22 protein-coding genes and 4 pseudogenes are annotated in these 23,780 nt (G+C 52.3%); 14 read left to right on the top strand and 12 right to left on the bottom strand.

Annotated features, from left to right (window positions below; genetic code table 11):
- Nucleotides 1–4: 4 nt before the first annotated feature.
- Together JMF85_RS03340 and JMF85_RS03335 are read right to left on the bottom strand one after the other, a co-directional pair.
- Nucleotides 5–3,014 (bottom strand): annotated as a pseudogene (locus JMF85_RS03340) (DEAD/DEAH box helicase).
- Nucleotides 3,002–4,606, bottom strand: a complete 1,605-nt coding sequence (locus tag JMF85_RS03335; RefSeq protein WP_127610244.1) for an SWIM zinc finger family protein — start codon at nucleotides 4,604–4,606, stop codon at nucleotides 3,002–3,004. The pseudogene JMF85_RS03340 and the gene JMF85_RS03335 overlap by 13 nt, the downstream one beginning before the upstream one ends.
- Before the next feature lie 192 nt (nucleotides 4,607–4,798).
- On the opposite strand from JMF85_RS03335, the gene JMF85_RS03330 reads away from it, so the two are divergent.
- Both JMF85_RS03330 and JMF85_RS03325 read left to right on the top strand, forming a co-directional pair.
- Nucleotides 4,799–5,092 carry a hypothetical protein gene (locus JMF85_RS03330; protein ID WP_054798637.1) on the top strand — a complete coding sequence of 98 codons (294 nt, stop codon included), beginning with the start codon at nucleotides 4,799–4,801 and terminating at the stop codon, nucleotides 5,090–5,092.
- Between the two features lie 11 nt (nucleotides 5,093–5,103).
- A complete protein-coding gene (locus JMF85_RS03325) occupies nucleotides 5,104–5,427 on the top strand; it encodes a 4a-hydroxytetrahydrobiopterin dehydratase (protein WP_306439401.1) in 324 nt (107 codons plus the stop codon).
- Between the two features lie 241 nt (nucleotides 5,428–5,668).
- Here JMF85_RS03325 and JMF85_RS03320 read toward each other — a convergent pair whose 3' ends face one another.
- Together JMF85_RS03320 and JMF85_RS03315 are read right to left on the bottom strand one after the other, a co-directional pair.
- Nucleotides 5,669–6,229: a nucleotidyltransferase family protein gene (locus JMF85_RS03320; protein WP_127610242.1), complete on the bottom strand. Its 561-nt coding sequence runs from the start codon at nucleotides 6,227–6,229 to the stop codon at nucleotides 5,669–5,671.
- Between the two features lie 18 nt (nucleotides 6,230–6,247).
- A complete protein-coding gene (locus JMF85_RS03315; RefSeq protein WP_201317731.1) occupies nucleotides 6,248–6,730 on the bottom strand; it encodes a GNAT family N-acetyltransferase in 483 nt (160 codons plus the stop codon).
- 169 nt (nucleotides 6,731–6,899) lie between these two features.
- On the opposite strand from JMF85_RS03315, the gene JMF85_RS03310 reads away from it, so the two are divergent.
- Entirely contained in the window at nucleotides 6,900–7,736 is an 837-nt protein-coding gene (locus JMF85_RS03310) for a sulfurtransferase (RefSeq protein WP_127610240.1), read from the top strand.
- A 293-nt stretch (nucleotides 7,737–8,029) separates the two neighbouring features.
- Here the strand turns inward: JMF85_RS03310 and JMF85_RS28600 are convergent, their stop codons facing one another.
- Complete coding sequence (locus JMF85_RS28600) at nucleotides 8,030–8,488, bottom strand: integrase core domain-containing protein (protein WP_397375604.1); 459 nt, start codon at nucleotides 8,486–8,488, stop codon at nucleotides 8,030–8,032.
- A gap of 483 nt (nucleotides 8,489–8,971) precedes the next feature.
- Nucleotides 8,972–9,310, bottom strand: coding sequence for a transposase (locus JMF85_RS03300; RefSeq protein WP_201317717.1), 339 nt, complete (start codon nucleotides 9,308–9,310; stop codon nucleotides 8,972–8,974).
- A 222-nt stretch (nucleotides 9,311–9,532) separates the two neighbouring features.
- On the opposite strand from JMF85_RS03300, the gene JMF85_RS03295 reads away from it, so the two are divergent.
- Together JMF85_RS03295 and JMF85_RS03290 are read left to right on the top strand one after the other, a co-directional pair.
- Nucleotides 9,533–9,730, top strand: a complete 198-nt coding sequence (locus tag JMF85_RS03295; protein WP_201317716.1) for a hypothetical protein — start codon at nucleotides 9,533–9,535, stop codon at nucleotides 9,728–9,730.
- 93 nt (nucleotides 9,731–9,823) lie between these two features.
- Nucleotides 9,824–10,018 carry a hypothetical protein gene (locus JMF85_RS03290; RefSeq protein ID WP_201317715.1) on the top strand — a complete coding sequence of 65 codons (195 nt, stop codon included), beginning with the start codon at nucleotides 9,824–9,826 and terminating at the stop codon, nucleotides 10,016–10,018.
- Nucleotides 10,019–10,494: 476 nt separating this feature from the next.
- On the opposite strand, the gene JMF85_RS03285 is transcribed toward JMF85_RS03290, so the two are convergent.
- Together JMF85_RS03285 and JMF85_RS28345 are read right to left on the bottom strand one after the other, a co-directional pair.
- Nucleotides 10,495–10,815, bottom strand: coding sequence for a hypothetical protein (locus JMF85_RS03285; RefSeq protein ID WP_201317714.1), 321 nt, complete (start codon nucleotides 10,813–10,815; stop codon nucleotides 10,495–10,497).
- Between the two features lie 50 nt (nucleotides 10,816–10,865).
- Entirely contained in the window at nucleotides 10,866–10,994 is a 129-nt protein-coding gene (locus JMF85_RS28345) for a hypothetical protein (RefSeq protein WP_269103182.1), read from the bottom strand.
- A gap of 279 nt (nucleotides 10,995–11,273) precedes the next feature.
- Between JMF85_RS28345 and dcm the strand changes: the two genes are divergently transcribed.
- From dcm to JMF85_RS03270, 3 genes are read left to right on the top strand one after another with little or no spacing between them, the layout of a single operon-like run.
- Entirely contained in the window at nucleotides 11,274–12,554 is a 1,281-nt protein-coding gene (gene dcm / locus JMF85_RS03280) for a DNA (cytosine-5-)-methyltransferase (RefSeq protein WP_201317713.1), read from the top strand.
- Nucleotides 12,547–13,005: a very short patch repair endonuclease gene (locus tag JMF85_RS03275; protein ID WP_201317712.1), complete on the top strand. Its 459-nt coding sequence runs from the start codon at nucleotides 12,547–12,549 to the stop codon at nucleotides 13,003–13,005. Before dcm ends, JMF85_RS03275 begins: the two co-directional genes overlap by 8 nt.
- A gap of 29 nt (nucleotides 13,006–13,034) precedes the next feature.
- Nucleotides 13,035–14,249: a type II restriction endonuclease gene (locus JMF85_RS03270; RefSeq protein WP_201317711.1), complete on the top strand. Its 1,215-nt coding sequence runs from the start codon at nucleotides 13,035–13,037 to the stop codon at nucleotides 14,247–14,249.
- 69 nt (nucleotides 14,250–14,318) lie between these two features.
- Here the strand turns inward: JMF85_RS03270 and JMF85_RS03265 are convergent, their stop codons facing one another.
- The gene (locus tag JMF85_RS03265) at nucleotides 14,319–14,984 is read right to left on the bottom strand and encodes an RES family NAD+ phosphorylase (protein ID WP_201317710.1); all 666 of its coding nucleotides are present in this window, start codon (nucleotides 14,982–14,984) and stop codon (nucleotides 14,319–14,321) included.
- Nucleotides 14,985–15,020: 36 nt separating this feature from the next.
- Nucleotides 15,021–15,422 (bottom strand): annotated as a pseudogene (locus JMF85_RS03260) (23S rRNA (pseudouridine(1915)-N(3))-methyltransferase RlmH).
- A gap of 355 nt (nucleotides 15,423–15,777) precedes the next feature.
- Between JMF85_RS03260 and JMF85_RS03255 the strand changes: the two are divergent.
- Nucleotides 15,778–17,228: pseudogene (locus JMF85_RS03255) on the top strand (IS1182 family transposase).
- A 128-nt stretch (nucleotides 17,229–17,356) separates the two neighbouring features.
- Here the strand turns inward: JMF85_RS03255 and JMF85_RS03250 are convergent.
- Nucleotides 17,357–18,313 (bottom strand): NADP-dependent oxidoreductase, encoded by a 957-nt coding sequence (locus JMF85_RS03250; protein WP_236595717.1) that lies wholly within the window; start codon nucleotides 18,311–18,313, stop codon nucleotides 17,357–17,359.
- A complete protein-coding gene (locus JMF85_RS03245) occupies nucleotides 18,297–18,758 on the bottom strand; it encodes a MarR family winged helix-turn-helix transcriptional regulator (protein ID WP_201317709.1) in 462 nt (153 codons plus the stop codon). Before JMF85_RS03245 ends, JMF85_RS03250 begins: the two co-directional genes overlap by 17 nt.
- A gap of 166 nt (nucleotides 18,759–18,924) precedes the next feature.
- Here JMF85_RS03245 and JMF85_RS03240 point away from each other — a divergent pair.
- From JMF85_RS03240 to JMF85_RS03220, 5 genes and pseudogenes are all read left to right on the top strand, one after another.
- Nucleotides 18,925–19,692 (top strand): annotated as a pseudogene (locus tag JMF85_RS03240) (ROK family protein); the annotation flags it as partial.
- A 261-nt stretch (nucleotides 19,693–19,953) separates the two neighbouring features.
- Nucleotides 19,954–20,532 (top strand): glycerol-3-phosphate acyltransferase, encoded by a 579-nt coding sequence (locus JMF85_RS03235; protein ID WP_054800350.1) that lies wholly within the window; start codon nucleotides 19,954–19,956, stop codon nucleotides 20,530–20,532.
- Nucleotides 20,514–22,184 (top strand): aminotransferase class V-fold PLP-dependent enzyme, encoded by a 1,671-nt coding sequence (locus JMF85_RS03230; RefSeq protein ID WP_201317708.1) that lies wholly within the window; start codon nucleotides 20,514–20,516, stop codon nucleotides 22,182–22,184. Before JMF85_RS03235 ends, JMF85_RS03230 begins: the two co-directional genes overlap by 19 nt.
- A 162-nt stretch (nucleotides 22,185–22,346) precedes the next feature.
- Complete coding sequence (locus JMF85_RS03225) at nucleotides 22,347–23,201, top strand: hypothetical protein (protein WP_155615734.1); 855 nt, start codon at nucleotides 22,347–22,349, stop codon at nucleotides 23,199–23,201.
- Nucleotides 23,191–23,748 (top strand): hypothetical protein, encoded by a 558-nt coding sequence (locus JMF85_RS03220; protein ID WP_127610218.1) that lies wholly within the window; start codon nucleotides 23,191–23,193, stop codon nucleotides 23,746–23,748. The genes JMF85_RS03225 and JMF85_RS03220 overlap by 11 nt, the downstream gene beginning before the upstream one ends.
- The last annotated feature ends 32 nt before the right edge of the window (nucleotides 23,749–23,780 follow it).

The raw sequence follows: 23,780 nt of genomic DNA, 5'->3' as shown, positions 1-23,780 counted from the left end.
CATTTTAATCGACCCATTCGCTCCGCAAAGCGAACAGCTCCTTCAGATCATCCGTCGACAGCTCGGTAATCCACTGCTCGCCGGTGCCTACGATTTGCTGGCTTAACCCGAGCTTCTTGTCGATCATCTCGTCGATCCGCTCCTCCAGCGTGCCCAGCGTTACAAATTTGTGCACCTGCACGTGGCGGGTTTGGCCAATCCGGAACGCCCGGTCGGTCGCCTGATTCTCGACGGCGGGGTTCCACCACCGGTCAAAATGAAAGACGTGATTGGCTGCAGTCAAGTTCAGCCCCGTCCCGCCCGCCTTCAGCGAAAGCAGGAAGATTCCCGCGTCGTCCGGATGGTCCGCCTCGCTCTCTTGGAACGCCTCGATCATCCGATCACGGTCGGCTTTGGCGGTACCGCCGTGCAGGAACGGAATCGGCCGCCCGAATTCTTCCCCAAGCGCCTGCTGCAGCAAGTACCCCGTTTCGACAAACTGTGTAAAAAATCAAACATTTATCGCCTTCCTGCCTCAGCTCGTGCACCATCTCGATCAACCGCTCGACCTTGTTCGAACGGTGTCTCCATGACAAGCGGGCCGCTTTCCCCGATTCGATCAGCCCGGGATGGTTGCAAATTTGCTTCAGCTTCGTCAAGGCGGCCAAGATCAGCCCCCGGCGTTCCATGGCCGTCAGCTTGTCGAGCCGCTCGAACATGTCGCGGATGTAGTTCTCGTAAACGCTCGCTTGCTCCGTCGTCAACGATACGTACGACTTGTATTCGTATTTATCCGGCAGATCGAGCTGGATGGATGGATCCTTCTTGACCCTGCGCAGCAGGAACGGACGAATAAGCCGCTGCACTTTAGCGATCAGCTCGGCGTCCTGCGTCCGCTCGATGGCGTTCACGTACCGATGGGTGAATTCCCGAAGCGTGCCGAGATAACCGGGGTTCAAAAAGTCGAATATCGACCACAGCTCGGTCAACCGGTTCTCGATCGGCGTCCCGGTTAACGCGATCCGGTGCCGCCCTTGCAGCGTACGGATGGAGGACGCCTGCTTCGTGTAGGCGTTCTTGATGTTCTGGGCTTCATCCAGGCAAATCGATTCCCATTCGATGGCGGCAAGCTCCGTTTCATCCAGGTGTGACAAGGTATACGTCGTCAGCACGATGTCGCAATCCAGGCACGCCTCCATGAACGCGTCGCCCTTGGCGCGGTTCGGACCGTAGTGCAGGTGAACCCGCAGGTCCGGCGCAAAGCGCTGCAGCTCTTTCTGCCAATTCCCGAGCACCGAGGTAGGACAGATGAGCAGGGTGGGCGTCGTGGCCGCTGCCGGCGTATGGCCGTTCGCTTCGGCGGCGATGCGCTGCTCGCGCAGATGGAGCAGGTACGTGATCATTTGGATCGTTTTCCCGAGCCCCATATCGTCGGCCAGGCAGCCGCCAAGGCCGCATTGCCGCAGGAAGAGCAGCCAGGAGATGCCTTCGATCTGATAAGGCCGCAGCGTGCCGCGAAACGAAAGCGGCGGTTCTTGCAGCGGCGGGCGCTTCGTATGATTCAGCAGATCGACCAGCTCCTGCAGCTGCTCGTTGAGCTCCACTTCCATATTCAGCGAGCGATGAAAATCGAGGTCCTCTTCGCCTTCGGAGGACCCTAGCAGATGCAGTTCCAGCACGTCCCGCAGAGAGAGGCCCTGCTTCTTCTGCACCTGATTCATGACCTGCTGCAGCTGCGCCAGATGAACCGGGTCAAGCTGCACCCATTGCCCGTTAATTTGCACGAGCTTGCGGTTTTGAGCGAGCAGCTCGCGGAATTCGTCCTCGGTCAGTTCGAGATCCCCCAGCGCGATTTTCCAGTCGAACTGCATGAGCTGGTTCAACCCGAGCATCGATTGCGGGCCGCTGCCGACCGACGATTTGATCTTCGCCTTGAGGCGCGGACGCCATTTGCGAATCCGGTCCCACCAGGCCGGCAGGAAGACGGAATAACCGGCTTCCATCAAGCGCAGGCTGCCTTGTGACAGCAGCTCCCACGCCTCGTCCGGCGTCAGCGTGCTGCGCAGCGTCTGGCCTTCTGCGGCCAGCCACGGCACCATCCGCGTCCACTTGGACGCATCGCGCACGGCGCGGCCGATATGCGGCCGCCACGCCTCCGGCAGCGCGCTTGCCGCCGCATCGGTTGGCGGCCACGCAGCCGCCCGGGCGGGCTCGGCCGCTGCTGCGCTTGCGGACGCGCCGTCAGTCGCGCCTGCCGTCGCGGCGGTGTCTGCGGCTGCGCTTGCGGCCGTCCAGGTATGGATCGCGCTCGGCTCGAGCTCGATCACGTTCTCCTTGGCGCCGCGATCCTGCAGCACGACGCGCAGCGGCCAGTCGCCGCCCGCCTTGGCCGGCTCCTCAAGCTTCAGGCACGTGCGGAACGGCGTGCCGTCCGACTGCCAGCCGATGGACACGAGCCAGTCTTCTTCGTCCATCCAGACGTCGACGGACTCTTGGCCCCGCCGGAACAGCGGGAACGAACGTTCGAGGCGGTTGAGATGCTCGCGCATGACGCCGTCGGCTTCGATCCAGAGCGGAATGAGCCGTTCCATCCAATGCTGGGCGAGCGGAGAGGCCGCCCAAGCGGCGGCGTGTTCCGGCAGCTCGAGCTTCCAGCCGAGCTCGCCGCTCTTCCATTTGGCGAAATCCGGCATAAAGCGTCCGGCGCGGAGCGCGTCCTTGACATAAGGAGCGAGCTTGGACAGCTCCGACAGCTCGGGGGTAAACGTTAGCCGCTGGTGCTGCACCACAGCCGGCGCGGCCAAATAGTCGAGCGCCTCTAAGGCGGGCAGCAGCAGGCCTTCCATTTGGGCCGACTCCGTCACCTCGATGAAGGTACCGTAGAATGATGGCTCATGCCAGGCGAAGAGCCAATCCCGCAAGTCGTAAGCATCGTAGATGCCGCCGTTGTAACGCGTGCCCCAGATGAAGAAATCGTCCTGCTGCGCCCAACGTATATGTACGCGGATCTCGGTCGTGTCGGTCATGGGATCCATTTTCCTTTCCGCAGTTCTTCCTGCAGCGCCCGCAGCCGCGAGTATTTCACGGCCAGGCGATAAATATATTCCTCCCAGACCGCGGGTCGCTCCAGTTTTTTATAGAGGGCGTTCAATTTTTTCAGCAGCCTCATGGCGTTCTGGTAGGCCGTTCGATTTTTCTCTGCGATACAACGCTCGACCGCCTGATGATAAAGCGGCAGCACAAGCGCCGGATCGTGATTCTCCACCGTTTGCAGGTCGGGCGAGTACAAGTTGAGCGGCGATACCCGGTTGGCCAGCTGCAGGTCGATCCATGCCCGATAGCGCCCGGCTTTCATCAGATAGGTCGTGTAGAACGTGTAGGTTCGCGGCAGAAGCGCCACCATCACGTGCACCCACTCGGCGTCGTTCGTCTGCCGCTGCACGGCCTCGATCCAGTAGTGGCAAAACTGCCGCAAGTCCTCCTGCTGCGCCTTCTGCATGACAGGCAGGAGCCAGCGCAGCCAAGCGAGCATCCGCTCCCAGGCTTCCTCTTGATAACAAGCGTGCAGGTACATGAAGAAGTCGCGCGGTTCCCGGCGGACGAGCCGATCCATCCGTTCGCGCGCGGCCCCGTCTCCTTCTTCCATGAGGGTAAAATGAGCCTCCGCCAGCACCAGCGCATCTTTGCGGCGTGCCGGCAGATCGGAGGCGGTGAGCAGCTTCTGCAGCCGTGCCCGTTCCTCCCGCAGCCACTCGCGCTCATCGGCCATCCGCCACCAGAGGCCGCGATAGACCGTCGACCACGACAACGGCGAATCTTTGCCGGTCAGCGCGGCCTCGGCGATCATCGCAAGCGTCTCTTTCCAGTAGGCCGGATATTTCTTGGCGATCCCGGCGATGTCCATCTCCGGAATAAGCTGCTGCATGTCCTCGTGGCATTGGCGCGCTACGGCTTTACAGCCGGTCTCGATATAGTAGGAGAGATAGGATGTCTTGGTATCCATATAAAATTGCTCGATCTTCCGCATGATGAACACAATCAGATGAAGCGCGTACAGCTCCCGAAGCGGACGTTCCCAGGACTTCCCGTATGGCCTGAGCGATTCTTTCGCCGCGCTGTGAAACAACTCGATCGATTGCTGCTGGTTCAGCGAAAATCCGTAAAATTGCTGGTCGAAAAACCGCTGCCAGTACCCCGGCGGTTGGTCCGGAGTCGGCGGATCGAGCCGATCCTGCCGCTTCTCGGCGGCCCGGGCGTTCGTTTGCTGTTTGGATTGCTGCTGCCTTGTGCGAACGTGAATCGCCTGCTTCAATTGCTGCAGCAGCAGCTCCGGGCGGCCGTGAGGCGCGAACAGCGCAAAGACGACCGCGGCTATATGCTTGCAATGATCGCCATCCGAGCAGCTGCACTCGCTTTTGTCGATCGCCTCGAGGTTTAAAATCACTTCATGCGCCTTCGTCTCGCGCACCAGCGCATGAATTTCGATGCCGTGTTTAAGTTCCGCATCCTCGACGCGGCGCTTGTGGAAATCTTCCCAGCCGCCGTCGAGCCGCTCGACGGTAAAATGATCGCGCAGATACCGGGCCAACGCGTTTATTCGATTTTTCGGAATCTGCAGCTTGAGCATCTGTTGCCCTCCGCTCGTTTTGTCTATCCTTATAGTGTACCAGATTTTGCATGCAAATGCGCGGGGGCCGCCTTTTCTCGGGAAGGGCGCATTCGGTTCTCGCCCGTTGCGGCGATATCCGCTTTACAGGTACAATATGTACAAGGAGTCCGCGGAATCGTCTGCGGTTCGGCAAGGAAAGGATGAAGCGGCATGGGAGTTAAGTTCGGCAGAGAATACAAGGATATCATCACTGATTTTACGGATGCGCTGCAGTCGGCCTCCGGCTGTCACGATTTTCTCGAGATGTCGGCGGAGGATTGGGGAGAACTGGAGGCGGAGGAACGCGAGGCTTGCATGAAAACGCTTGCCGACGATTTGTTCTACGGTCTTGGCACGGAGGGTTCCATGCATGTCGGCAATTGTGTCGTCACTCACGATGCGAAGCGGCATATCATTCGCGTCGCTACCGGCGATTCGTTTACGCGTATTATTCATTTGGTGTGAGGGGGCGAAGGATGATGAAGCCGAAGCTTGCGGATGAGGCCTTTGTGAAAGCGCGGCTTGGCGAACTGCCCGGCTGGGGGCTGGAGGAGACGAAGTGGATCGTGAAGCGGTACCGGTTCCGGGCTTTCCTGGACGGGATCGCGTTCGTGCAGGAGGTGGCGCGGATCGCCGAGGAGGCGAATCATCATCCGCTGATCGCCATCGATTATAAAGTCGTCACGCTCAAGCTGACGACGTGGAGCGCCGGCGGTTTGACCGAGCTCGACCTGGAGTCGGCCGGTCGCTTCGATGCGGCATATGCGGCCGTACGCGGCGAGGCGCAAGAGGGAGAGTAGGGCGGCTGTTGCCTGCTCTTTTTTTATATGCTGCCCTTTCCATGAACGATGGATAATGGGCATAGGAACGCCGAATTTGCTCGGGCCGGAGCGGGGGCTCCGGGACTTTCGGGCCGAAGAGTGGGACAGCCGGGCAAGGGAGTGGAGACGGTGGAGCTGGAGCGCGCCGAGTCTGAGCTGATCCCTGTCTGTGCCGCCAAACACGTCCTCCGCCGCAAGCGGCGTTGGCAGAGCCTCCCCCTCATCCCCGGTCTAGAACGCGAGCGATCCGCTCGCGTACGGGCATCGGCAGCTCCCGGCTTAACGCCTGGCGCAGTCGATGAGGGCGGAGACGGCCCTCTTGAAGCCAATGCTGCTCGATGCGATCGGCCTTGGGGCTTTTGCCCGGAATCAGCAAGTAGACGACGAACCATTCCTCCAGAGGCGTAAGCGGAATGGGGGAGGAGACCTCGGGGAGGCTGATGCTGCGGTCATCCTCGTTCCTGCGCCAATCGAGGCGGTACGTGCCGCTCTCATGCCGGATGCCGAACAGCCCCATCACGTCGACTTCGGCGCCGCAGATCGTGTAGTGGTAAAAGTACGTCGTGCAGAACGGCTCCTTCGGCGCGAACGCCGCGAAGCTGCCCTGCTGCCGAAGCAGTTCATGCGCCCGCTCGGCATCGTTCGCGGCTACGAGCAGGTCAATGTCGTTCGGCCGCTCGTCCAAGCCGCAGACGGCCAGTAAGGAGGAGCCGCCGAGACCCCATTCGATGCGGTGTTCGTTCAGAACACCGGCGATCCGGTTTAACGCTTCCGTGTGCAAGATCAGCCCTCCCTTTCGTCAGCGTTCGTGCCAAACCATGCAGTAAAAGGCAGCCGGGCCGTTCGGCGTCATACGCTCATACGTGTCTGTAATTTCAAAACCGGCGCTTCGATAAGCGCGAATCGCCCGCTCGTTCCACGTGAGCACCTCCAGATCGATCTCGTGCTCCGGTTGAAGACGTCGCGCTTCTTCGGCGATCGCCCTGACGAATGCCGCCCCGTTGCCGCCGCCGCATCGGTCCGGATGCAAGCCCAGACCTAGACGCGTAACCCCGACGATGGGGAACAATTGAGCGAACCCGCACAGCTCTCCTTCCCGGTCCAGCACAGCGCGGTATTGTTCGTCGCGCAGCCGGAGGTCGGCGAACTCTTCCTGCAGCGAAACCATCAGCTCCCACGGCCGCCATTCGTAGATGTCGTAAGGGGCGGGATACCGCCAGGTGCAGATTTCGCGGCAATGTTCCGGCAGCAGGGGGGCGATCCGGTATAGGGGTTCAGACATGGCAAACAGCCGGCCTCCTTCGTACGAAACGGCGGTCTGCCGGTTTCCGCTATCGGCTTGTTCGGCCGCAAGATCGGCGCTTCGCAGCCCGTTCCGCTTTCGCCGGAGATCCGTTCCGTTGTATACTGATATCATACAGGAAATCATCCCTATAAAGGAAGTGATTGGCATGCAGCATGTGGTGAGCCAGGAGTGGTTGTTCGAACACGGTACAGACGATCAAGTGGTTATTGTGGATTGCCGATTCATATTGGGGAATCCGGAGGCCGGACGCAAAGCCTATGCGGCCGATCATATTCCCGGGGCCTTTTATTTGGATTTGGAGCAGGATTTATCGGGGCCGAAAGACGTACACGGCGGGCGGCATCCGCTGCCGGACCCGGATCAATTGGCAGTCAAGCTCGGCCAAATCGGGATCGACCGGAACACCCTCGTTATCGCTTACGACGATCAAGGAGGGGCGATGGCATCGCGGTTATGGTGGCTGCTCACCTACTTGGGGCATGACCGGGTGAGCCTGCTGGATGGCGGTTATACGCGGTGGAAGGAAGCGGGCTATCCGGTTACGGATGAGCCGCCGGTAGAGCATCCGACAGTATTCGAGCCGCAGCTTCGCCCGGAGCTGGTGCTGTCGATGGAGCAGGTGAAGGAGCGGATCGGACGTCCCGGCACCGTGCTGATCGATTCCCGCGAAAGCAGGCGGTATGAAGGAATCGAGGAAACGATCGATCCGGTGGCCGGCCATATTCCGGGCGCGAAGCAGCGCTTCTGGAAAGACAGCCTGGACTCCGCCGGACTGTGGAAGTCGGAGGCTGAGCAGGCGGAACGTTTCAGTGACCTGCGCGAAGCGCAGGAAGTGGTTGTGTACTGCGGCTCCGGCGTAACGGCGTGCCCGAACATCATTGCGCTGCAGCAGGCGGGCATCAAGAATGTGAAGCTGTACGCGGGCAGCTGGAGCGATTGGTGCTCGTACCCGGACAATCCGGTTGCGACGGGGAGAGAGTAGGAACGGAGAGGCCGCGCTGGATGCGGATTTGGGGGCTGTGACAGGTGGTGAACGAGTGACCTGTTGCGGCCCTTTTTGGAGCTTTCCGTTCAACAGCTTGCAAACAAGAACCCGAAGAAAGCAGTTGCAAGAACCCCGGAGCCAGCCACAGCAGGGCGGTCGAGTCAGGTGGCTGTTGAATGAGTGGAAAGATCAAAAGCATGATCCAGCCACAATCCCGGTAGGATGGTGCAAGGTGATAGCAGCGGGAGTCAGTCGCAGGCGTGCTGCTGTTAACATACAAATCGCTCCTCTCAAAATGGGTGCAAAAAAGCCGCCAAAGCTGAACTGGTCAAGTCTTTGTAGACAGAGATATTAAAGCCGCTAAGCGCACTCATTCCTGTAGGAATGGGTGCGTTGTTTTTTAATCTAGATTGAGGCCTTTCGTTATTGTGAAAGAGCGCATGAACATACACAGCCTCCCGTAGTTCCTCTGGACTCCTAGGGCGGTAGTCTACGTACAGCTCATTCTTAAACCAACCAAAGAAGCTTTCGACGGGGGCATTATCTAAAGGAGTCCCTTTACGAGACATACTCTGTGTAATTCCATGTTGCTCGAGCAAGCGCCCGTAGGCTATAAAAGTGTATTGATTTCCTTGGTATGATTGCGTCAGGGGCCAAATCGCTCTTTTTGGTGGAAAGCAGTCTTTGGAGTGGACGTATGACAAGCTCAAGATCGTTCCTGTCGCTGACTTCAAGTTCCAAAATCTCATTGTTGTAGAGATCAAGGAAGACAGACAAGTATTGAACGGTACCGCGACTATACAAGTATGTAACATCGGTAACGATCTTTTCCATGGGGCGTGTAGCAGTAAAGTTCCGATTCAGGACATTACCGACGGAATGATGCTCCGTTCCTACTCTGTGGTTTTGCTTTTTTCGAAGCCTTGCCTGAATTCCTAGCCGCTGCATGGCCTTGAGTACACGTTATTTACTTGTCCACCAGCCATCCTTGCGAAGTCGATCCGTGACACGCCTGTAGCCAAAGCTTGGTCGGATGGAGTGAACCGCCTCGATTCTTTTCATAAGCGACTGCTCCTCCACCTGCCAACGATTTGGTTTTCCCCTTCGAGCAAGCCACTTGTAATAACCCGACTTGGAGACACACGCCATGTTACAAAGCATGTTTATGCTCAATTCGGAGGACAGTTCCCGGATGGATTCATACGCAATTCTTGTGATGACTTGAACTGGAACTAGACATCCCCCCTTAGATAATTTTGGAGCTTTTTTAATTGTGCGATCTCCAATTTTAGTTTCGCGTTCTCGTACTGTAATCGTTCCATCTCGGAAGTGAAGGTCGTTTTAGGTCTGCCAATAGCAGGCGTTCCCTTGGGTCTGCCCTTCGCTTTAGGCTGTAAGCCGCTCGCACCATGCTCGATATAGATTGTCCTCCAATTACGGATAAGCCTTGGTTCTAATTGGTGCTGGACAGCCAGTATTTCTATGGATATGCCTTCTTTAAGATGCTGCTCCACAAGGCTTACTTTAAACTCCTGCGAATGTTTACGATGGATGGATCCTTTTTTGGACATGAAAAAACAACCCCCTATGTAGACTTTTTCGGCTTTTTAATGCCATGTCTACGTAGAGGGTAGCAGTTCAAGCTAGGCGGCTGTTAATTCTGTGCATTTATAATAATTATAAATTTGGGTAATCCAAGCGGACAAGGTAATCTACGTATTGTTTGAAGAAAGGTACTAAGCTATACGGGTGGGAGAATGGATGATGTCTTTGTAAGAAGGAAGGTCTGAATTATGGCAACAACAGCATTGTTATTGAAAATCGTTGGAGCAATTATTCAAGTGAGCAGCATTGTCTATACGATCACTGCAATATCGAAAAAGAGGGGAAAACATATCTGGATCGGCGTTGCTTTGTTCATTGTCACATGTCTGTTATTGACTCAGGCTACGCACATGGAAGACCGTATTCGCGGAGGATACGGATACTGAAGTTACCGAAAGAAACATCGCGGCGGAGAGGATGAACCTGTTCTTTCCGCTTTTGTCTGCATTTAAGGACTTAGCCGGGAGGCAGGATATACATTGGATAAGCTCATCGAATTGTTTTTAGGGGAAGCATTAAAAGCGGGATTGCATAAGTTGTTCGGTCATAAGCCTGAGCGGCCCAAGGATACTGCCGGAAGTATCGGATGTCTGATCATTATCTTGATGATTGCTCTCTATCCTATCGGTATCTATTGGCTGAAGCCACGGCTGGAGGTCGGATCGTTTTGGTAAGAACACATCTATACATGGCCGCTGTACATCATTGGCTTATGGATCGGATACCACCTTCTTAGGTTTGTTCTCTACTGTCTAAAGGAAATTCCGTTCCTCACTATAATGCTTGCCGGAATCATCTTGTTCGGATGGTATGCACATAAAAGAGGATGGTTGTAGATAGTTGTAGATGATTCTGAATGTTAGCTGCCAGTTCTTTGATTCGGCTTGTTATATTCATGCTACGTTACAATTCTTCTATTTTTTAACGATATATAGAATATTGACTTGCCAGTATAAGGGCATCATCAGTATAAAGCAGGGGTTCCCGACTGATTTATCGGGAATTATGCCAGTATTAAATGGTACCGAGCCGGAGAACGGACATTTAATTAAATTCACTCCCAATTCACGTTACATTTTGAAATTGCATTCTATAATATAACTACGAAGCCAACCTGAGTATATCAGGCTGGCTTGTCTTGAAAAGGGACTTATAATAATGCAATTCCAATCTTCAGCAAGGTATCAATGTCATTACTCGTAACTTCTTTGTTCTCCAGATTAACTGACTTATATTCAGTGCTAACATGGTTAACCCCAAAAAGAAATTTCAATTTTTCGCAAAACTCGCTTTCTCTATTTGCAATGACGACCAGAACAGTATTGTCGCTTCTTAATCCAACGACCATTAAGTCATTCTCTTGAGCGAAAATAATAGCATTAGATTCAGTATAGTATAAGCGGTGTTCTGTTCTGTAAGGGTCATATTCCCTCGCATCATACCAAGTTAAACTTCCTGTATCCTGAATCATTTTTCCCTGTTTGTCTACATAAATGAATCTCGCATTAAAATACTGTCTTTTTAACCCGAAGATATTTTTAAAACTCTAACCCCATGAAACTCATGCTGATTGCTATTCCACTTATTGATTTCAACGGAATTTAGTATTTTTGCGGCAACACCTTTGAAATACAGAGATAAAAAGTCCATTTAATAGCCCCCTTGCTAACCGATAGTAATCTGGTTTTGTTTTTCGTATAACTCTATCTGCCAGCCAGTTTTTCTTGGAAGTGTGCTTATTATATATATTCGGTTCAAAATTCCAGAATTTTGATACTGAACAAGGTGAAAAGTCATGTTTATCCTGTTGCAAGAAGGTCTTAAGACCTGCGTTCAAAATATAGTTTGCGAAAATGTGTTCGTTTATGATATTCTTATGTCAAAAACGTTCCCCCTGGGAATATTTTTGACAGGGAGGCCTATTAAATTATGAAAACATTCAAGGATACGGAATTTGCTTACATAAGAGAGAAGACAGGATTCTCAGTAAAGGAAGTTTCTGAATTACTCGGAAAAAGTGAACGAACAATTTATCGCTGGGAGAAGGGTGAGTCACTGCCTGATGAAAATCTGCTTAGAGAACTAAAAAGCATCTATAATGTACGTTCAGGACGTCAGCCGGATAATGATTTCAACTTCAGATTTATTGATCTGTTTGCAGGTATTGGCGGTTTGCGAAAGGCTTTTGAATCAATCGGTGGCAAGTGTGTATTTACCAGTGAGTGGGACTTGGCATGCAGAAAAACCTATCAAGCCAACTACAACTGCGATCATCCGATAAATGGTGATATTCGCGATGTTGACCTGGACAACATGCCCCAATATGACGTGCTCGTTGCAGGGTTCCCGTGTCAACCTTTCTCCATTGCCGGAGTGTCAAAGAAAAAGTCTTTGGGTCGTCCTCACGGGTTTCATGATGCTACACAGGGTACGCTTTTTTTTGACGTAGCACAAATGATAGAACGCCACAGACCCAAGGCATTTCTGCTTGAGAATGTAAAGAATCTGGTTAGCCATGACAAGGGTAATACCTTCAAGGTAATCATGGCTACATTAAAAGAAGAACTTGGATATCATGTAGACTTTCGGGTGATCGATGCGAAACATTTTGTTCCCCAGCATCGGGAACGTATCTTTATTGTAGGATTTCGGGATGATGTCGGGTTTGCTTTTGATAACATGAAGCTCCCTCAATCGGGGCCAAAACTCGGCTCGATTTTGCATAAGGAAAACGGATCAGAGGCACCTGAATCTCCGTATACTGAAGCTCCTGAAGGCAGGGTTGCTGACAAGTATACGCTGAGTGACAGGCTGTGGGAATATCTTCAGAACTATGCGGAGAAGCACAGAGCAAAAGGAAATGGCTTTGGATATGGATTATTCGGTCCAGATGACGTAGCCCGCACCCTGTCTGCACGTTATTACAAGGACGGTTCGGAAATACTGATCAGACAGGAAGGCAAGAATCCGCGGCGGTTAACTCCCCGCGAATGTGCAAGGTTGATGGGATTTGACAAACCGGGTCATAAACCATTTGTAATCCCTGTTTCGGACACACAGTCATACAAGCAATTCGGCAACTCTGTTGCAGTGCCCGTTGTTGAGGCTGTGGCTTCGCATATGCTTCCGTACATCTTTAAAGCAATGAGAACAACCAAGGATGCAGATCAGGTTCAAATGCTTTTTGAAAAGGTCGAAGCATATGTCTGACATCGTTTCACCTGAAACCAGAAGCCGGATGATGGCCGGGATCAAGAGTAAGGATACGAAGCCGGAAATGATTCTGAGAAAAGGACTTCACAAGCTGGGATTCAGATATCGACTTCATGACCGAAGCTTGCCGGGGAAGCCAGACATGGTCTTTCCCCGGTACAAGGCGGTCATTTTTGCTAACGGCTGTTTCTGGCACGGCCATTCCTGTCATCTGTTCAAGTGGCCATCATCAAATGAGGAGTTCTGGCACAACAAGATCAAACGAAACATGGAAGTGGACAGGGAGAACTTGGCTCGGCTTCGGGAGATGGGCTGGAGAGTCGGAATTGTATGGGAATGTTCATTAAAAGGAAAATACTGCATCAATAGCGAAGAAGTAATAGAACTATGTGCCCAGTGGTTGCAGACGACGGATATGACATCTATAGAGATTGGTGGGCAATGCTGACAAACCATGATTTGTGAGGGTGTTATCGAATGAAGAGAGGCTTTCTTTCGCAATATTTTGAAGGGGTGGCAATAAAGCGGCTCACTGCCGTAGAGGCCAATCGTTCCAAATCCAACCAGCATGAGTTCAACGGTGTCAGGCTTTTGAGGAATCTGTTGGGTGATGGGGAAAGAACGAGCACGGCCCGATTTTTGTGGTTATCCGGTGAAAACGAGGGTATTACTTCTGAAGGAAGAGTAACATGGTACGATTCAAGAAAGAGGCAAACACATCGATCTGCCGAGTACAGGCTTTATTTTAATAGCAACCCTGTAATGGATGTGGCCAAAGAAGGCGACCTTCTTATTGTTGCTAAAAGACCCGATGACGAGATTTATATAATTGTAGTACCTGAAGAGAGCACATTCGAGAATCAATTGTTGTGGCTATTCGACGTTCAATTGATAGACAAACAATTCACGTATCAATCCTTTGAAGAGGATAATGACCCAGAAGTTGATTTTGTTGTTCGCTATATCTTAGAGGAACTGGGTATTGAAGTTTCAGACCCGGATGGTAGTTATCTGGACAGTATAATTGAACCGTTCATAGATTCAGGGTTCCCAAGCACATCAGTATTCTCGACGCTGGCTCGAAAGACGCTCAAGGATGTCTCCCCGATTGAGGAGCCAGATCAAACATTATTAAAGTGGATTGAACAGGAAGAAAAGCTTTTTAAGCGTCTTGAACGGCATATGGTCGCAAGGCGGCTCGAAGCCGGATTTCGGGATGATGGTACTACTGATGTTGAGGGCTTTATCCAATTTTCCCTCAGTGTTCATAACCGGAGAAAATCCCGGGTTGGTTATGCACTTGAAAACCACTTGGAGGAGATTTTCAAGGCCCATAATCTCACTTACTCACGAACACAGGTGACGGAATATAAATCCAAGCCGGATTTCTTGTTCCCGCATATAGATTACTACCGCGACCTGACGTTTCCCGAGTCCAGATTAACCATGCTGGGAGTCAAGTCAACATGTAAAGACAGATGGCGTCAGGTTCTGGCTGAAGCTCATCGGATTCAAAACAAGCATCTCTTTACGCTCGAACCCGGCATCAGCGAAAACCAGACAGACGAGATGCAGGCCAATCACTTGCAACTGGTGTTGCCGAAGCGTTTACACGACACATATAAACCTCGTCAGCAAAGCTGGCTGATGGATTTGAGCTCGTTTATACAATTGGCGAAGGAACGGCAATAATAAATTAAAAGTGGGTACTCAACATGAAGTTAGTTTGAGTACCCACTTTCTGTTTGTATTGAGTTTGAATTAGAACTCATAGAGAATTTTACTGACGTTGACTTGTTTCATAATTTTAATGTCGAATACTTTTGGATCAAAAACAACAATATTGTACCCGTCATCATTCACAGAACTACTGTACTTAATCCCGGCGATCCCTTTATTTTTAATATACTCAGCAATAATTTGAGTAAGGAGATAATCTGACTCAGAAGTATTTGGATTAATTGGTTTTGAAAATTCGTTATCAAGCGTTGTTCTATAGTCCATATCGGAGTTTTCAAGTTTTTCATTTCTGCGTGTGAAATCAAGCAAGGTCAGCTCTGTTTTAGCCTTGCATTCGGCTATTGTCACAATAGTTTGCCATGGCCTGACCTCCGCCACTGCTGTTTTAATCTCACTGGCCGCGTACAGATAAGAGAAGCCTTTAGGATGAAACCTGCCGAAGTGATTTTTTTCTTTTGGAGCGGCATGCAAATCTTTAACCTCTTTGTAATCTCCGACCCTAGCCCTATAAAAGCAATCCTCCTGATTTATAGTCGCTGTGTATAGGCCATCAATATATTTGAAAATTTCCAGTTCCGGATTAATGAAGAAACGTTTATTATTCAGAGTATCTTGGAGCTTATCAAGCTGGCTTGAAAATCCTGTAGGTGTCGTTACATAAATGCTTCCTGCTGTATCGGAATTCATTTGTTGTTGCCTCCCAAGTTTAAATGATTTTACAGATTACTTGTGATAAGGATGGTTATTAATTATTCGATAGGCCCGATAAATCTGCTCAAACACAATTAAGGTTTGTAGTCCAAAATCCATCTCCATTTGGCTGAAAGTAAGAGATTCATTACATTTTGGTCGGGTTGCACCGATAAGAACAGAAACATCAGACAACCCTGAGGACGCCCAATGATCTATTGTTGATGCAAGTTCTTCAGAAGTAATAGTTTCTCCAGCGATGGAGACAAAGATCACCTAGGAACTTGGATTGAGTTTCTTTTGAAGTTGATCTTCTTTCTTCAAATAAATCAGTTCAATATTGCAGTATCGGCTCAACCGTTTCTCATATTCTTTAATAGCTTCGAGATAAAACTTTTCCAATTTCTCACCAATGGCGTACACTTTGATTTTCATTGGTATACCTCAATATTCAAGATAAAAGCAATAAAAGAGTGAGCCAGCTTTTGACTGGCTCTCAATATTTTAAAGTATATCATGGGAGACAAGACAATGAAAAATTGAAACAAAAGATACCGTCTAACTACCTCGGCTTTGCTTGTTACTCTGAAGATACAACGGATTCATCAGAGTTTACCCTATCAATAGATACGGTGAACCGTATCATAAGTAACGGCTAAAGACCCCCTCGATAAAGAGGCCACTGAAAAAGTCCATCTTTTAGAAAAGGGTACAGACCTTCAAGAAAATTGAAGAGGCTGTGCCTTTTTTGCCGTATAATGGAGTCATCACGAAAAGCAGGTGAGTGCGGATGATTCGACAACAACAAACTTTAGTTCTGAGTCCTTATGCGGCGCTGTATGACATTGTCGTGCCGAAGAACAATATGCTCCGTCAAATAACGATCTGGTGGATTTCACCTTCATATACGAGGAACTGGAAGCAAAATATTGTTTGAACAATGGACGGAACGCAATTGACCCAGTTCGCATGTTTAAGTATTTGTTGCTGAAGGCCATTTTTGAGCTATCTGACGTAGATATTGTCGAGCGTTCTAAGTACGACTTGTCGTTTAAATATTTCCTCGGCATGGCGCCGGAAGATCCGGTAATCGATCCGAGTTCCCTGACGAAATTCCGTAAGCTTCGGTTAAAGGACATTAGCCTATTGGACATGCTTATTGGCAAGACGGTGGAACTCGCCATCGAAAAGAACATCTTGAAGAGCACATCCATTATTGTGGATGCCACGCATACGAAAGCACGTTACAACCAGAAGTCGCCGCGAGAGATCCTGCAAGATCAAGCGCGTAAACTGCGGAAAGCCGTTTACTCCATAAACGAAACGGTCAAAGCTACAATGCCGGCAAAGAACACAAACGACACGCTCGAGGACGAGATCACGTATTGCCAGAAGCTCATCGCATTCATCGAGACGGAGTCCGGAATCGCACAAGTGCCGAAAGTATTGGAGCCGCTTAACCTGCTGAAGGAAACGGTCGAGGATGACGTCGAGCAGCTTCGTTTAACGTCCGATCCGGATGCACAACTAGGACACAAAAGTGCAGACTCTGCCTTCTTTGGATACAAGACGCATCTGGCCATGACCGAGGAACGTATCATAACGGCAGCCGTGATCACCACAGGTGAGAAAAATGACGGCAAGCAATTGCAGACTCTAATCGAGAAAAGCCAGGCGGCCGGCATGCAAGTCCAAACAGTCATCGGCGATACCGCCTATTCCGAAAAAGATAATCTCGCATACGCGAAAAAGAATGAAATTGAGCTTGTAGCGAAACTCAACCCACTCATTACGCAAGGCAACCGGAAGAAAGAAGACGAATTTCTATTCAACAAGGATGCAGGCATGTACGTGTGTAAGGCGGGTCATATGGCTATCCGAAAAGCCCGTCAGGGAAAGAAGGGCGAAGGTAAGAACCAGCAAGATACCTACTATTTTGATGTAGAGAAATGCAAGCATTGCCCGCTTAAAGAAGGCTGCTACAAAGAGGGAGCCAAAACCAGGACCTACTCCGTGACCATTAAATCCGAAGAACACTCGGAACAAATGTTATTCCAGGAAACGGAGTATTTCAAGGCAAAATCCAAGGAACGGTACAAAATTGAAGCGAAGAACAGTGAACTCAAACATGGACACGGGTATGATGTCGCCACATCCTCGGGTCTGCTTGGAATGCAGTTGCAAGGTGCGATGGCCATATTTGCCGTGAACCTAAAACGAATATTGAAGATAGCTGAGTAAAGATAAAGGGGAACATAATCGAATAACTTTTTGATTGGATCTTTCCGGCCATTTGAAAAAAACACAAGTTCTTCAGTGGCCTCTCGATAAAGGGGGTCGTTGTGCTTGGATGGCATTTAGGAATTGAATCAGAATGAGTTGATGCGCAGCAAAATTCTTCCGCGGCCATGTCTTGCTTCGCTTTTCTCTAGTGGTTTGTTAGTTTGGCTTAGCGGGAATATGGAATCGATCTCTGCTTTGATCGTACCGTCTGCAATCAATTGTGCTATTGTCTGCAGATTCTCGTAAGTTGGGAACTTGGTGTTGAATTTAGCTGTAATGCCATGCTTTTGAGCGTTCTCTTGGGACGGAGGCTGCGTCAAAGAAACGAGAATCCCGCCTTGTTTCAGAACGGCCCATGACCTGTTCTCGGTATCTCCTCCAACGGAATTGACGACCAGATCTACTTCTTTGACGACATCTTCGAAAGCCGTTGTGGTATAATCGATGACTTGATCCGCTCCCAAAGACTTGACGAAATCCAGGTTAGCGGTTGAAGCAGTACCAATTACATTGGCTCCCTTCCATTTGGCCAACTGAACGGCGAATTGTCCCACGCCGCCAGCGGCGGCATGAATGAGGACAGTTTGACCGGCTTCCAGCTCTCCTTCGGTAAACAAGGCTTTCCACGCTGTATCCGCGCCGGCCCTGATCGAGGCTGCATCCTCGAAAGACAGACCGTCCGGCATTTTCACCAGTTCATTCACCGGTGCAATGCCATACTCCGCATAGGCTCCATTTACGATTCCGAAGACGCGAGCGCCAACAGTAAATTCAGTCACTCCCGGGCCTGCCGATTCGACAATTCCGAATGCGTAAAACCCTGGAATGTAGGGAATTGACTTTGGGAATACGTCCTGCATCCATCCGTTGCGAATTTTCCAGTCAAGAGGGATGACAGCTGCATAATGGATTTTGACAAGAACTTCTCTTGCCAATGGGTTAGGGCGGTCGACTTCTTCGAGTTTCAATACATCCGGACCGCCATATTCATGAACAACAATTGCTTGCATCCTAGATTCGGACACCTTATTCGCCTCCATCATATTTCATCGTCTCGTGCGTTACTTTGTTCAACAACTCTATCAGCAACGTTTTTTCGTGTTGTGTGAGGGCATTCGACGTAATGCTCTCCAGCTTGTTCCAGGCGTCTAACACGCGGGACTCTAGTTCGCGTCCGTCTTCGGGTGAGCGGCTGCGAGCGACCAAACCCGTGTCTTCCAGTCGCTTAACCGATTTGGCGATAGTCGAGTGATCCAGACGCAAGTTTTGGGAGAGACGGTTCTGTGACTGCCGATCCTGCTTCCACAGTTGCATAAGTATGAGTTCTTGCCCAGGGAATAGGTCTATCTCACGAAGCAACTGTGCCGCCAATGCGCGGTGCGAACGCGCAAGAGCGAAAATTGAAAAGCTAAGTGGGAATTGTTTTTGGGTTGCGTTATGGTCGTCCTCGTGAATTTCGGTACCTGAAGTGCTGTTCACTCGCTCCATGTCATAACCTCGGCTTTATGTGTTTTTATTACCGAATATAGCGTAATCCGTGTAACCTCTGCTATCTCCTCCAAAGATCAAATCAAATGAAAGATTTTCGCCCCGCCCGAAAAACTTATGACGGAGGGCGGGCCGGGAGGAGCGGCGGAGCTCATATGCCCATCGCCAGTCAGGCATTGTAGGAGTCGGGATTGTCATTCAAGGCTATTACAATATAAGAACGGATGCCGTGGATTACAGCGCAAACTTGCAGGAATGGATTGATTTTCCGTTACTGAGTGAGCTTACGAAACAGATTCCTGATATTCCGATTTATATTAACCCTGCGCCATATGCCGGAGCTTTGGGAGAAGTTCATTTCGGACGTTCCAAATCGGTGGACCATTTGGTTTACGTGACCAGCTCGTGGGGCTTGTCCGTTGGCGTATACAACAATGGAGAGCTGTTTACTGGAACGACTGGCACCGCGGGAAGACTAGGACATTCCACCATCCATATGAACGGTAAAAAGTGCTCCTGCGGCAGCAGAGGATGTTGGGAAATGTATGCTTCTATTAAAGCGCTATACGACTTGCTGGAATCAACCCCCCAGCAGTTGTCTTTCACTGAAATTGTTGATTCCCTCCATGCCGGGGATTCCAAAGTAACGAGCGCCGTCCACGAGCTTGGCCATTATCAAGGCATCGGTCTAGCCAATGTCATCAATGCTTATAATCCAAGGGTGATCTGTATCGGTGGACTTCTTGCTCTGCTTGGTCCTAAGCTTATCAACTCGATATGGAATACGCTGAATGAAATGATTCCAGAGCGTTTTTTGAGAAATGTGGAAATTTACTGCTCGGATTTGGGGGAGCTCGGAGTTGCCCACGGTGGAGTTTCGATGGTGATTGGCCAGCTTTCGAATACGATTATCCATTATTCCTTACTGGAGTAATATCGTTGTCCTTTAGAAAGAATTCTGGGCTATTTAATGAATGTAAGGGTTGTGGCAGGTCGCCGGCGGGCGCCCTGTCACAACCCTCTTTGTTTTGCAGCAGCATTGCCCCAATTGCACAATTCCAGTTTTAGCGCTCCGTTCAGGAGCTTTTGAGATTCGTCAACAGGCAAGGTACTACACAAAGTTAGTACTCCCCGAAGGCCGGATTCCTTTTTATAATCAATTCATGGAAAGGTTACGAATAAAAGGAGGGCCGTCATGACGCCGGGGGCTGCCATTGCTTATTTGCTGCTCAGCTACGGCCTGGGCGGCGTGTTAACGGGATATTGGATCGCACGTCTGAAGGACGGAGGCGATTTGCGGTCGCTCGGCAGCGGGAATCCGGGCGCGCGAAATGCCGGTCGCATTTACGGGAAGGGGGCCTTTATCGCCACCTTCGCCGGAGATGCGCTCAAGGGAGCGTGGGTGGTCGGCTGCGCGAAGTGGATCGAACCGTCAAGCGTGTTCATCCTTGCGGCGCTGCTGGCCGTGGTGCTTGGGCATATGTACCCGGTGTGGTTGTCCTTTCGCGGAGGGAAGGGGATGTCGGTCTTTTGCGGAGGGGCCGTGCTGCTTGATTGGAGAATTTGGCTCGTGATGCTTGCAGTGGCGGCCGTGCTGGTCGTTGTCCTGCGTTCCTGGACGCCAGCCGGTCTTATTGGAGTAAGCGCGTTTCCTTTATTATGGCTGCTCTTCCACTGGGAGACGGGACCGATGCTGCTCGGAGCGGCGGTTGCGGCAGTCATCGTGAACGCCCATCGGGACAATGTGAGACAACTATGGATGAAACGGAGCTGATCCGGATGCCGATCCTTTATAAAATCGCGGAAACGGAACGAGAGCGGGAGCTTGTCGCTCATCTCAACTATAGAACGTTCGTGGAAGAAATTCCGCAGCATGAAGCCAACGAGGCGCGACGATTAATCGACAGATACGATGCAGAGAATACGTATCTTCTCGCAATGGACGGAGAACGGTTGGCCGGGATGCTGGCGGTGCGGGACCGGAGACCCTTCTCGATGGATGCGAAAATCGAGCGGTTCGAACGGTTTTTGCCCGTTCAGCCGAAGCGGATGGTCGAGATCCGGCTGTTGGCCGTCGACCCGGCATATCGACGCAGCCGGGTGTTGTTCGGCCTGATCCGCTTCTTAGACCGCTACTTGGAGCGGGGGGACTACGATATGGGCATCATCTCGGGAACGACCCGCGAGCTGCACTTGTACCGGCATCTCGGCTTCCTGCCGTTCGCCGAGCTGGTAGGGCGGGAGGGCGCTTGGTACCAGCCTATGTATTTGACCAGGGCGTCCTATGAGGCGTCGCGGGCTTACAGGTATATGAAGCGGGACGTCCAGTTTCTGGCCGGTCCCGTCGAGGTGGCGCCGGAGGTAGAGCGGGCGATGCAGGCCAGGCCGTTGTCTCACCGCTCGCAGGCGTTCATGCGTATGCACGGGGAGGTGCGCCGCAAGCTGTGCGCCATGTCGAACGCCGCATCCGTGCACCTGATGCTCGGCAGCGGGACGCTGGCGAACGATGCGGTCGCCGGGCAGCTGAAGCGGTACGGCGGCCGCGGGCTGGTGCTCGTCAACGGCGAATTCGGCCGGCGTCTCACCGTGCATGCGCGCCGGTGGGCGCTGCCGTTCGATACGCTGGAGAGCGAGTATGGACAGCCGCTTCATTATGAAGGCGTGCGCGCTGCGGCGGCTGGCGGGAAGTACGCGTGGCTGTGGGCGGTGCACGGCGAAACATCGACCGGCGTGTTGAATGACTTAGCGCAGCTGAAGCAGGTTTGCCGGGAGTACGGAATGCGTCTGGCGGTGGACGGCGTCAGCAGCCTGGGCGCGGTGCCGACCGACTTGTCGGGTGTGAGCTGGGCCAGCGGAGTGAGCGGGAAAGCGCTGGGTGCTTATACGGGACTATGTTTTGTTTTCCAGGGGGATGAACCGCGGGTCTCCGGCGATGCCCAGGATCTGCTGCCTGTGTATATGGATGTGGCCGCGTACGAGCAGAGCGCAGGCATCCCGTTCTCACAGTCATCGAACCTGCTGGCCGCGCTGGACGCAGCGCTCCGCGCCTTCGAAACGGACGCGCCTTATGCGCATACGGCAAGTCGGTACCGCTTGATCCGTTCCGCCGTCGAGGAGATGGGGTTACGTGTGCTCACCCCGAGGGAGCATCAGGCGCCCTACATTCTGACGATAGCGCTGCCCAAGGAGTTGTCGTCCAGGGAGCTCGGGCAGCGGATGCTCGATCAAGGCTTCGCGCTGCAGTTCGAAAGCGGCTATCTGTTGGAGCGTAATTGGCTGCAGATCGCTTCGCTCGGCCATTTGAAGGAGAAGGACATCGTACGGATGCTGGACGTGCTGCGCCTATTCGTTGAGACGATGGGCAAGCGCCGGCAGCTGCCGCTTACGAAGGAAGCCGGGCCGCAGGCCGTAGCGGCGAACCGATAACGCAGGTACAAGCTCTCCGCAGCTCAGCTCGAGCGGCCGGGGGGCTTTTCCTGTTAGGGAACCGCGGTTGCAGCATGTTCTACTGTAACTTTTATACAACAGAAAGCGTTAATTGATTAAAGTAGAAGTTATGCCTTTCGTCGATCGAAAGTAGGTGCCGATTTGAAGAGGAGGAACAGCTTCTTATTGTGGCTGCTCGCCGTTCTGGCAACCGCCTGCGTATGGGTGGGCAATTATGGGTACTATTTGGCGCATAAGCTGCCGGATATCGTTTTTTTGAACCATTATTATGCGTTCACGCCTTCTCCAGGGCGGCCTATGGACTTATACTACGTCACGCATCGCGCTTCGCGCAGGCAATTGGTGACCGTGCAAATCTCGGAACAAGTCCATTGGTATGTTCGCGGCACATCGACCTACGGGGATTACGGACCTTACCGGCTGCATAAGGCCAGTCTCGAGCTCATCCCGCAGGAAGGCCAACTGCCGACCGAAGCGCTTGGAACGTTCCGTGAATTTCGCGTCTGGTATAGCGACGGACCGAGTGAAACGGTGCCGATCGGGGAAATTACATTTACGCCTGCCGAGGATCTTCAAGGTCTCCCGCTCGAAACGGTGCAGGCGTCCTCCAGCAGCACGGGCGAGCATCACCATACGCTCGCAGCGAAGCAGGATGTGCGGCTGCAGTCCGTGGCCTTCAGCTTACATTCGAGAATCGCCGACGCATTTGACATGTCGGTGCATCGGACGATGCACGAAGAGGTAACGGTTCCGTTTGAGCTGAAGACCGGGGAGACGGTTACCATTGACGGATGGTTCCGCTTCGAGCCGAATGATCCCCGGCGGATGGAGGCGTATATGCCTGAGATGAGGTTGGGGCTGGAACCCGCGGAAGGCTCGGCATCATCCGGCATCCGTTACTGGACGCAGACGTTCTACAAGGCGCCTGAACCCGATAAGCAGGGGATCCGCCGTCTGATCGAAGACCGGAAGGGGGCTGAGCGTCTTGGCGAATAGCTTTCGCAAGCTGTCATGGGGATTGCTGCTTGTGCTGCTGGATATCCGCATCGCCTACTTCGATGTATGGCCCGATGTGATCGGGTATGGAATGATGTACTTCGCCTTGCAGCGGTTGGGCGCGGTGCGCCCCGCTTATGGCAAAGCCGCCGGTTGGGCCGCTGCGATGGCTGTCGTTTCGTTGGCCGAGATTTGGCCGGGCCCGTCCGGATTTCACGCCGATGCCCCGCCCTCCCCGGGCTGGATCGCGTTCGGCGGTATGCTGCTGCTGCTGAAGCTGCTGTTCATGCATCAAACCTTCGCGGTCATGGAAAGACATGCCTTCGATGGCGCCCTTCCTGCAGAAGCGCACGTCTTGCGTTTCCGCAGGCGGCTGTATACGGGCGGACAGTGGCTGATGCTGCTCGCGCTTCCTTTCGCTCTGAACGCCCCCGATGAATCCCGGATGTTCGCCTTTGTCGCGGTGATCCCGATGTTCTTGCTGGAGCTGATGGCGGTGTTTACGTTCCGCAGGGCGGCCCATTGGCAGGGCCGGCTGTCCTCTTAATTACAGGTTCCCTCTTGCAGAGGGAGCCTTTC

This window comes from Paenibacillus sp. EPM92 (genome assembly GCF_016586185.1).
Taxonomy (GTDB): domain Bacteria; phylum Bacillota; class Bacilli; order Paenibacillales; family NBRC-103111; genus Paenibacillus_G; species Paenibacillus_G validus.
The sequence above is the reverse complement of the archived record's forward strand: the minus strand, read 5'-3'. Positions and strand labels throughout refer to the sequence as shown.

What these genes read in the sequence shown, in the direction of transcription:
- JMF85_RS03335 (WP_127610244.1), bottom strand. Translation starts at nt 4,606, where the DNA reads ATGCTCAAGCTGCAGATTCCGAAAAATCGAATAAACGCGTTGGCCCGG.
- JMF85_RS03330 (WP_054798637.1), top strand. Translation starts at nt 4,799, where the DNA reads ATGGGAGTTAAGTTCGGCAGAGAATACAAGGATATCATCACTGATTTT.
- JMF85_RS03325 (WP_306439401.1), top strand. Translation starts at nt 5,104, where the DNA reads ATGATGAAGCCGAAGCTTGCGGATGAGGCCTTTGTGAAAGCGCGGCTT.
- JMF85_RS03315 (WP_201317731.1), bottom strand. Translation starts at nt 6,730, where the DNA reads ATGTCTGAACCCCTATACCGGATCGCCCCCCTGCTGCCGGAACATTGC.
- JMF85_RS03310 (WP_127610240.1), top strand. Translation starts at nt 6,900, where the DNA reads ATGCAGCATGTGGTGAGCCAGGAGTGGTTGTTCGAACACGGTACAGAC.
- JMF85_RS28600 (WP_397375604.1), bottom strand. Translation starts at nt 8,488, where the DNA reads ATGAGATTTTGGAACTTGAAGTCAGCGACAGGAACGATCTTGAGCTTG.
- JMF85_RS03300 (WP_201317717.1), bottom strand. Translation starts at nt 9,310, where the DNA reads ATGTCCAAAAAAGGATCCATCCATCGTAAACATTCGCAGGAGTTTAAA.
- JMF85_RS03295 (WP_201317716.1), top strand. Translation starts at nt 9,533, where the DNA reads ATGGCAACAACAGCATTGTTATTGAAAATCGTTGGAGCAATTATTCAA.
- JMF85_RS03285 (WP_201317714.1), bottom strand. Translation starts at nt 10,815, where the DNA reads ATGATTCAGGATACAGGAAGTTTAACTTGGTATGATGCGAGGGAATAT.
- JMF85_RS28345 (WP_269103182.1), bottom strand. Translation starts at nt 10,994, where the DNA reads ATGGACTTTTTATCTCTGTATTTCAAAGGTGTTGCCGCAAAAATACTA.
- dcm (WP_201317713.1), top strand. Translation starts at nt 11,274, where the DNA reads ATGAAAACATTCAAGGATACGGAATTTGCTTACATAAGAGAGAAGACA.
- JMF85_RS03275 (WP_201317712.1), top strand. Translation starts at nt 12,547, where the DNA reads ATGTCTGACATCGTTTCACCTGAAACCAGAAGCCGGATGATGGCCGGG.
- JMF85_RS03270 (WP_201317711.1), top strand. Translation starts at nt 13,035, where the DNA reads ATGAAGAGAGGCTTTCTTTCGCAATATTTTGAAGGGGTGGCAATAAAG.
- JMF85_RS03265 (WP_201317710.1), bottom strand. Translation starts at nt 14,984, where the DNA reads ATGAATTCCGATACAGCAGGAAGCATTTATGTAACGACACCTACAGGA.
- JMF85_RS03250 (WP_236595717.1), bottom strand. Translation starts at nt 18,313, where the DNA reads ATGATGGAGGCGAATAAGGTGTCCGAATCTAGGATGCAAGCAATTGTT.
- JMF85_RS03245 (WP_201317709.1), bottom strand. Translation starts at nt 18,758, where the DNA reads ATGGAGCGAGTGAACAGCACTTCAGGTACCGAAATTCACGAGGACGAC.
- JMF85_RS03235 (WP_054800350.1), top strand. Translation starts at nt 19,954, where the DNA reads ATGACGCCGGGGGCTGCCATTGCTTATTTGCTGCTCAGCTACGGCCTG.
- JMF85_RS03230 (WP_201317708.1), top strand. Translation starts at nt 20,514, where the DNA reads ATGGATGAAACGGAGCTGATCCGGATGCCGATCCTTTATAAAATCGCG.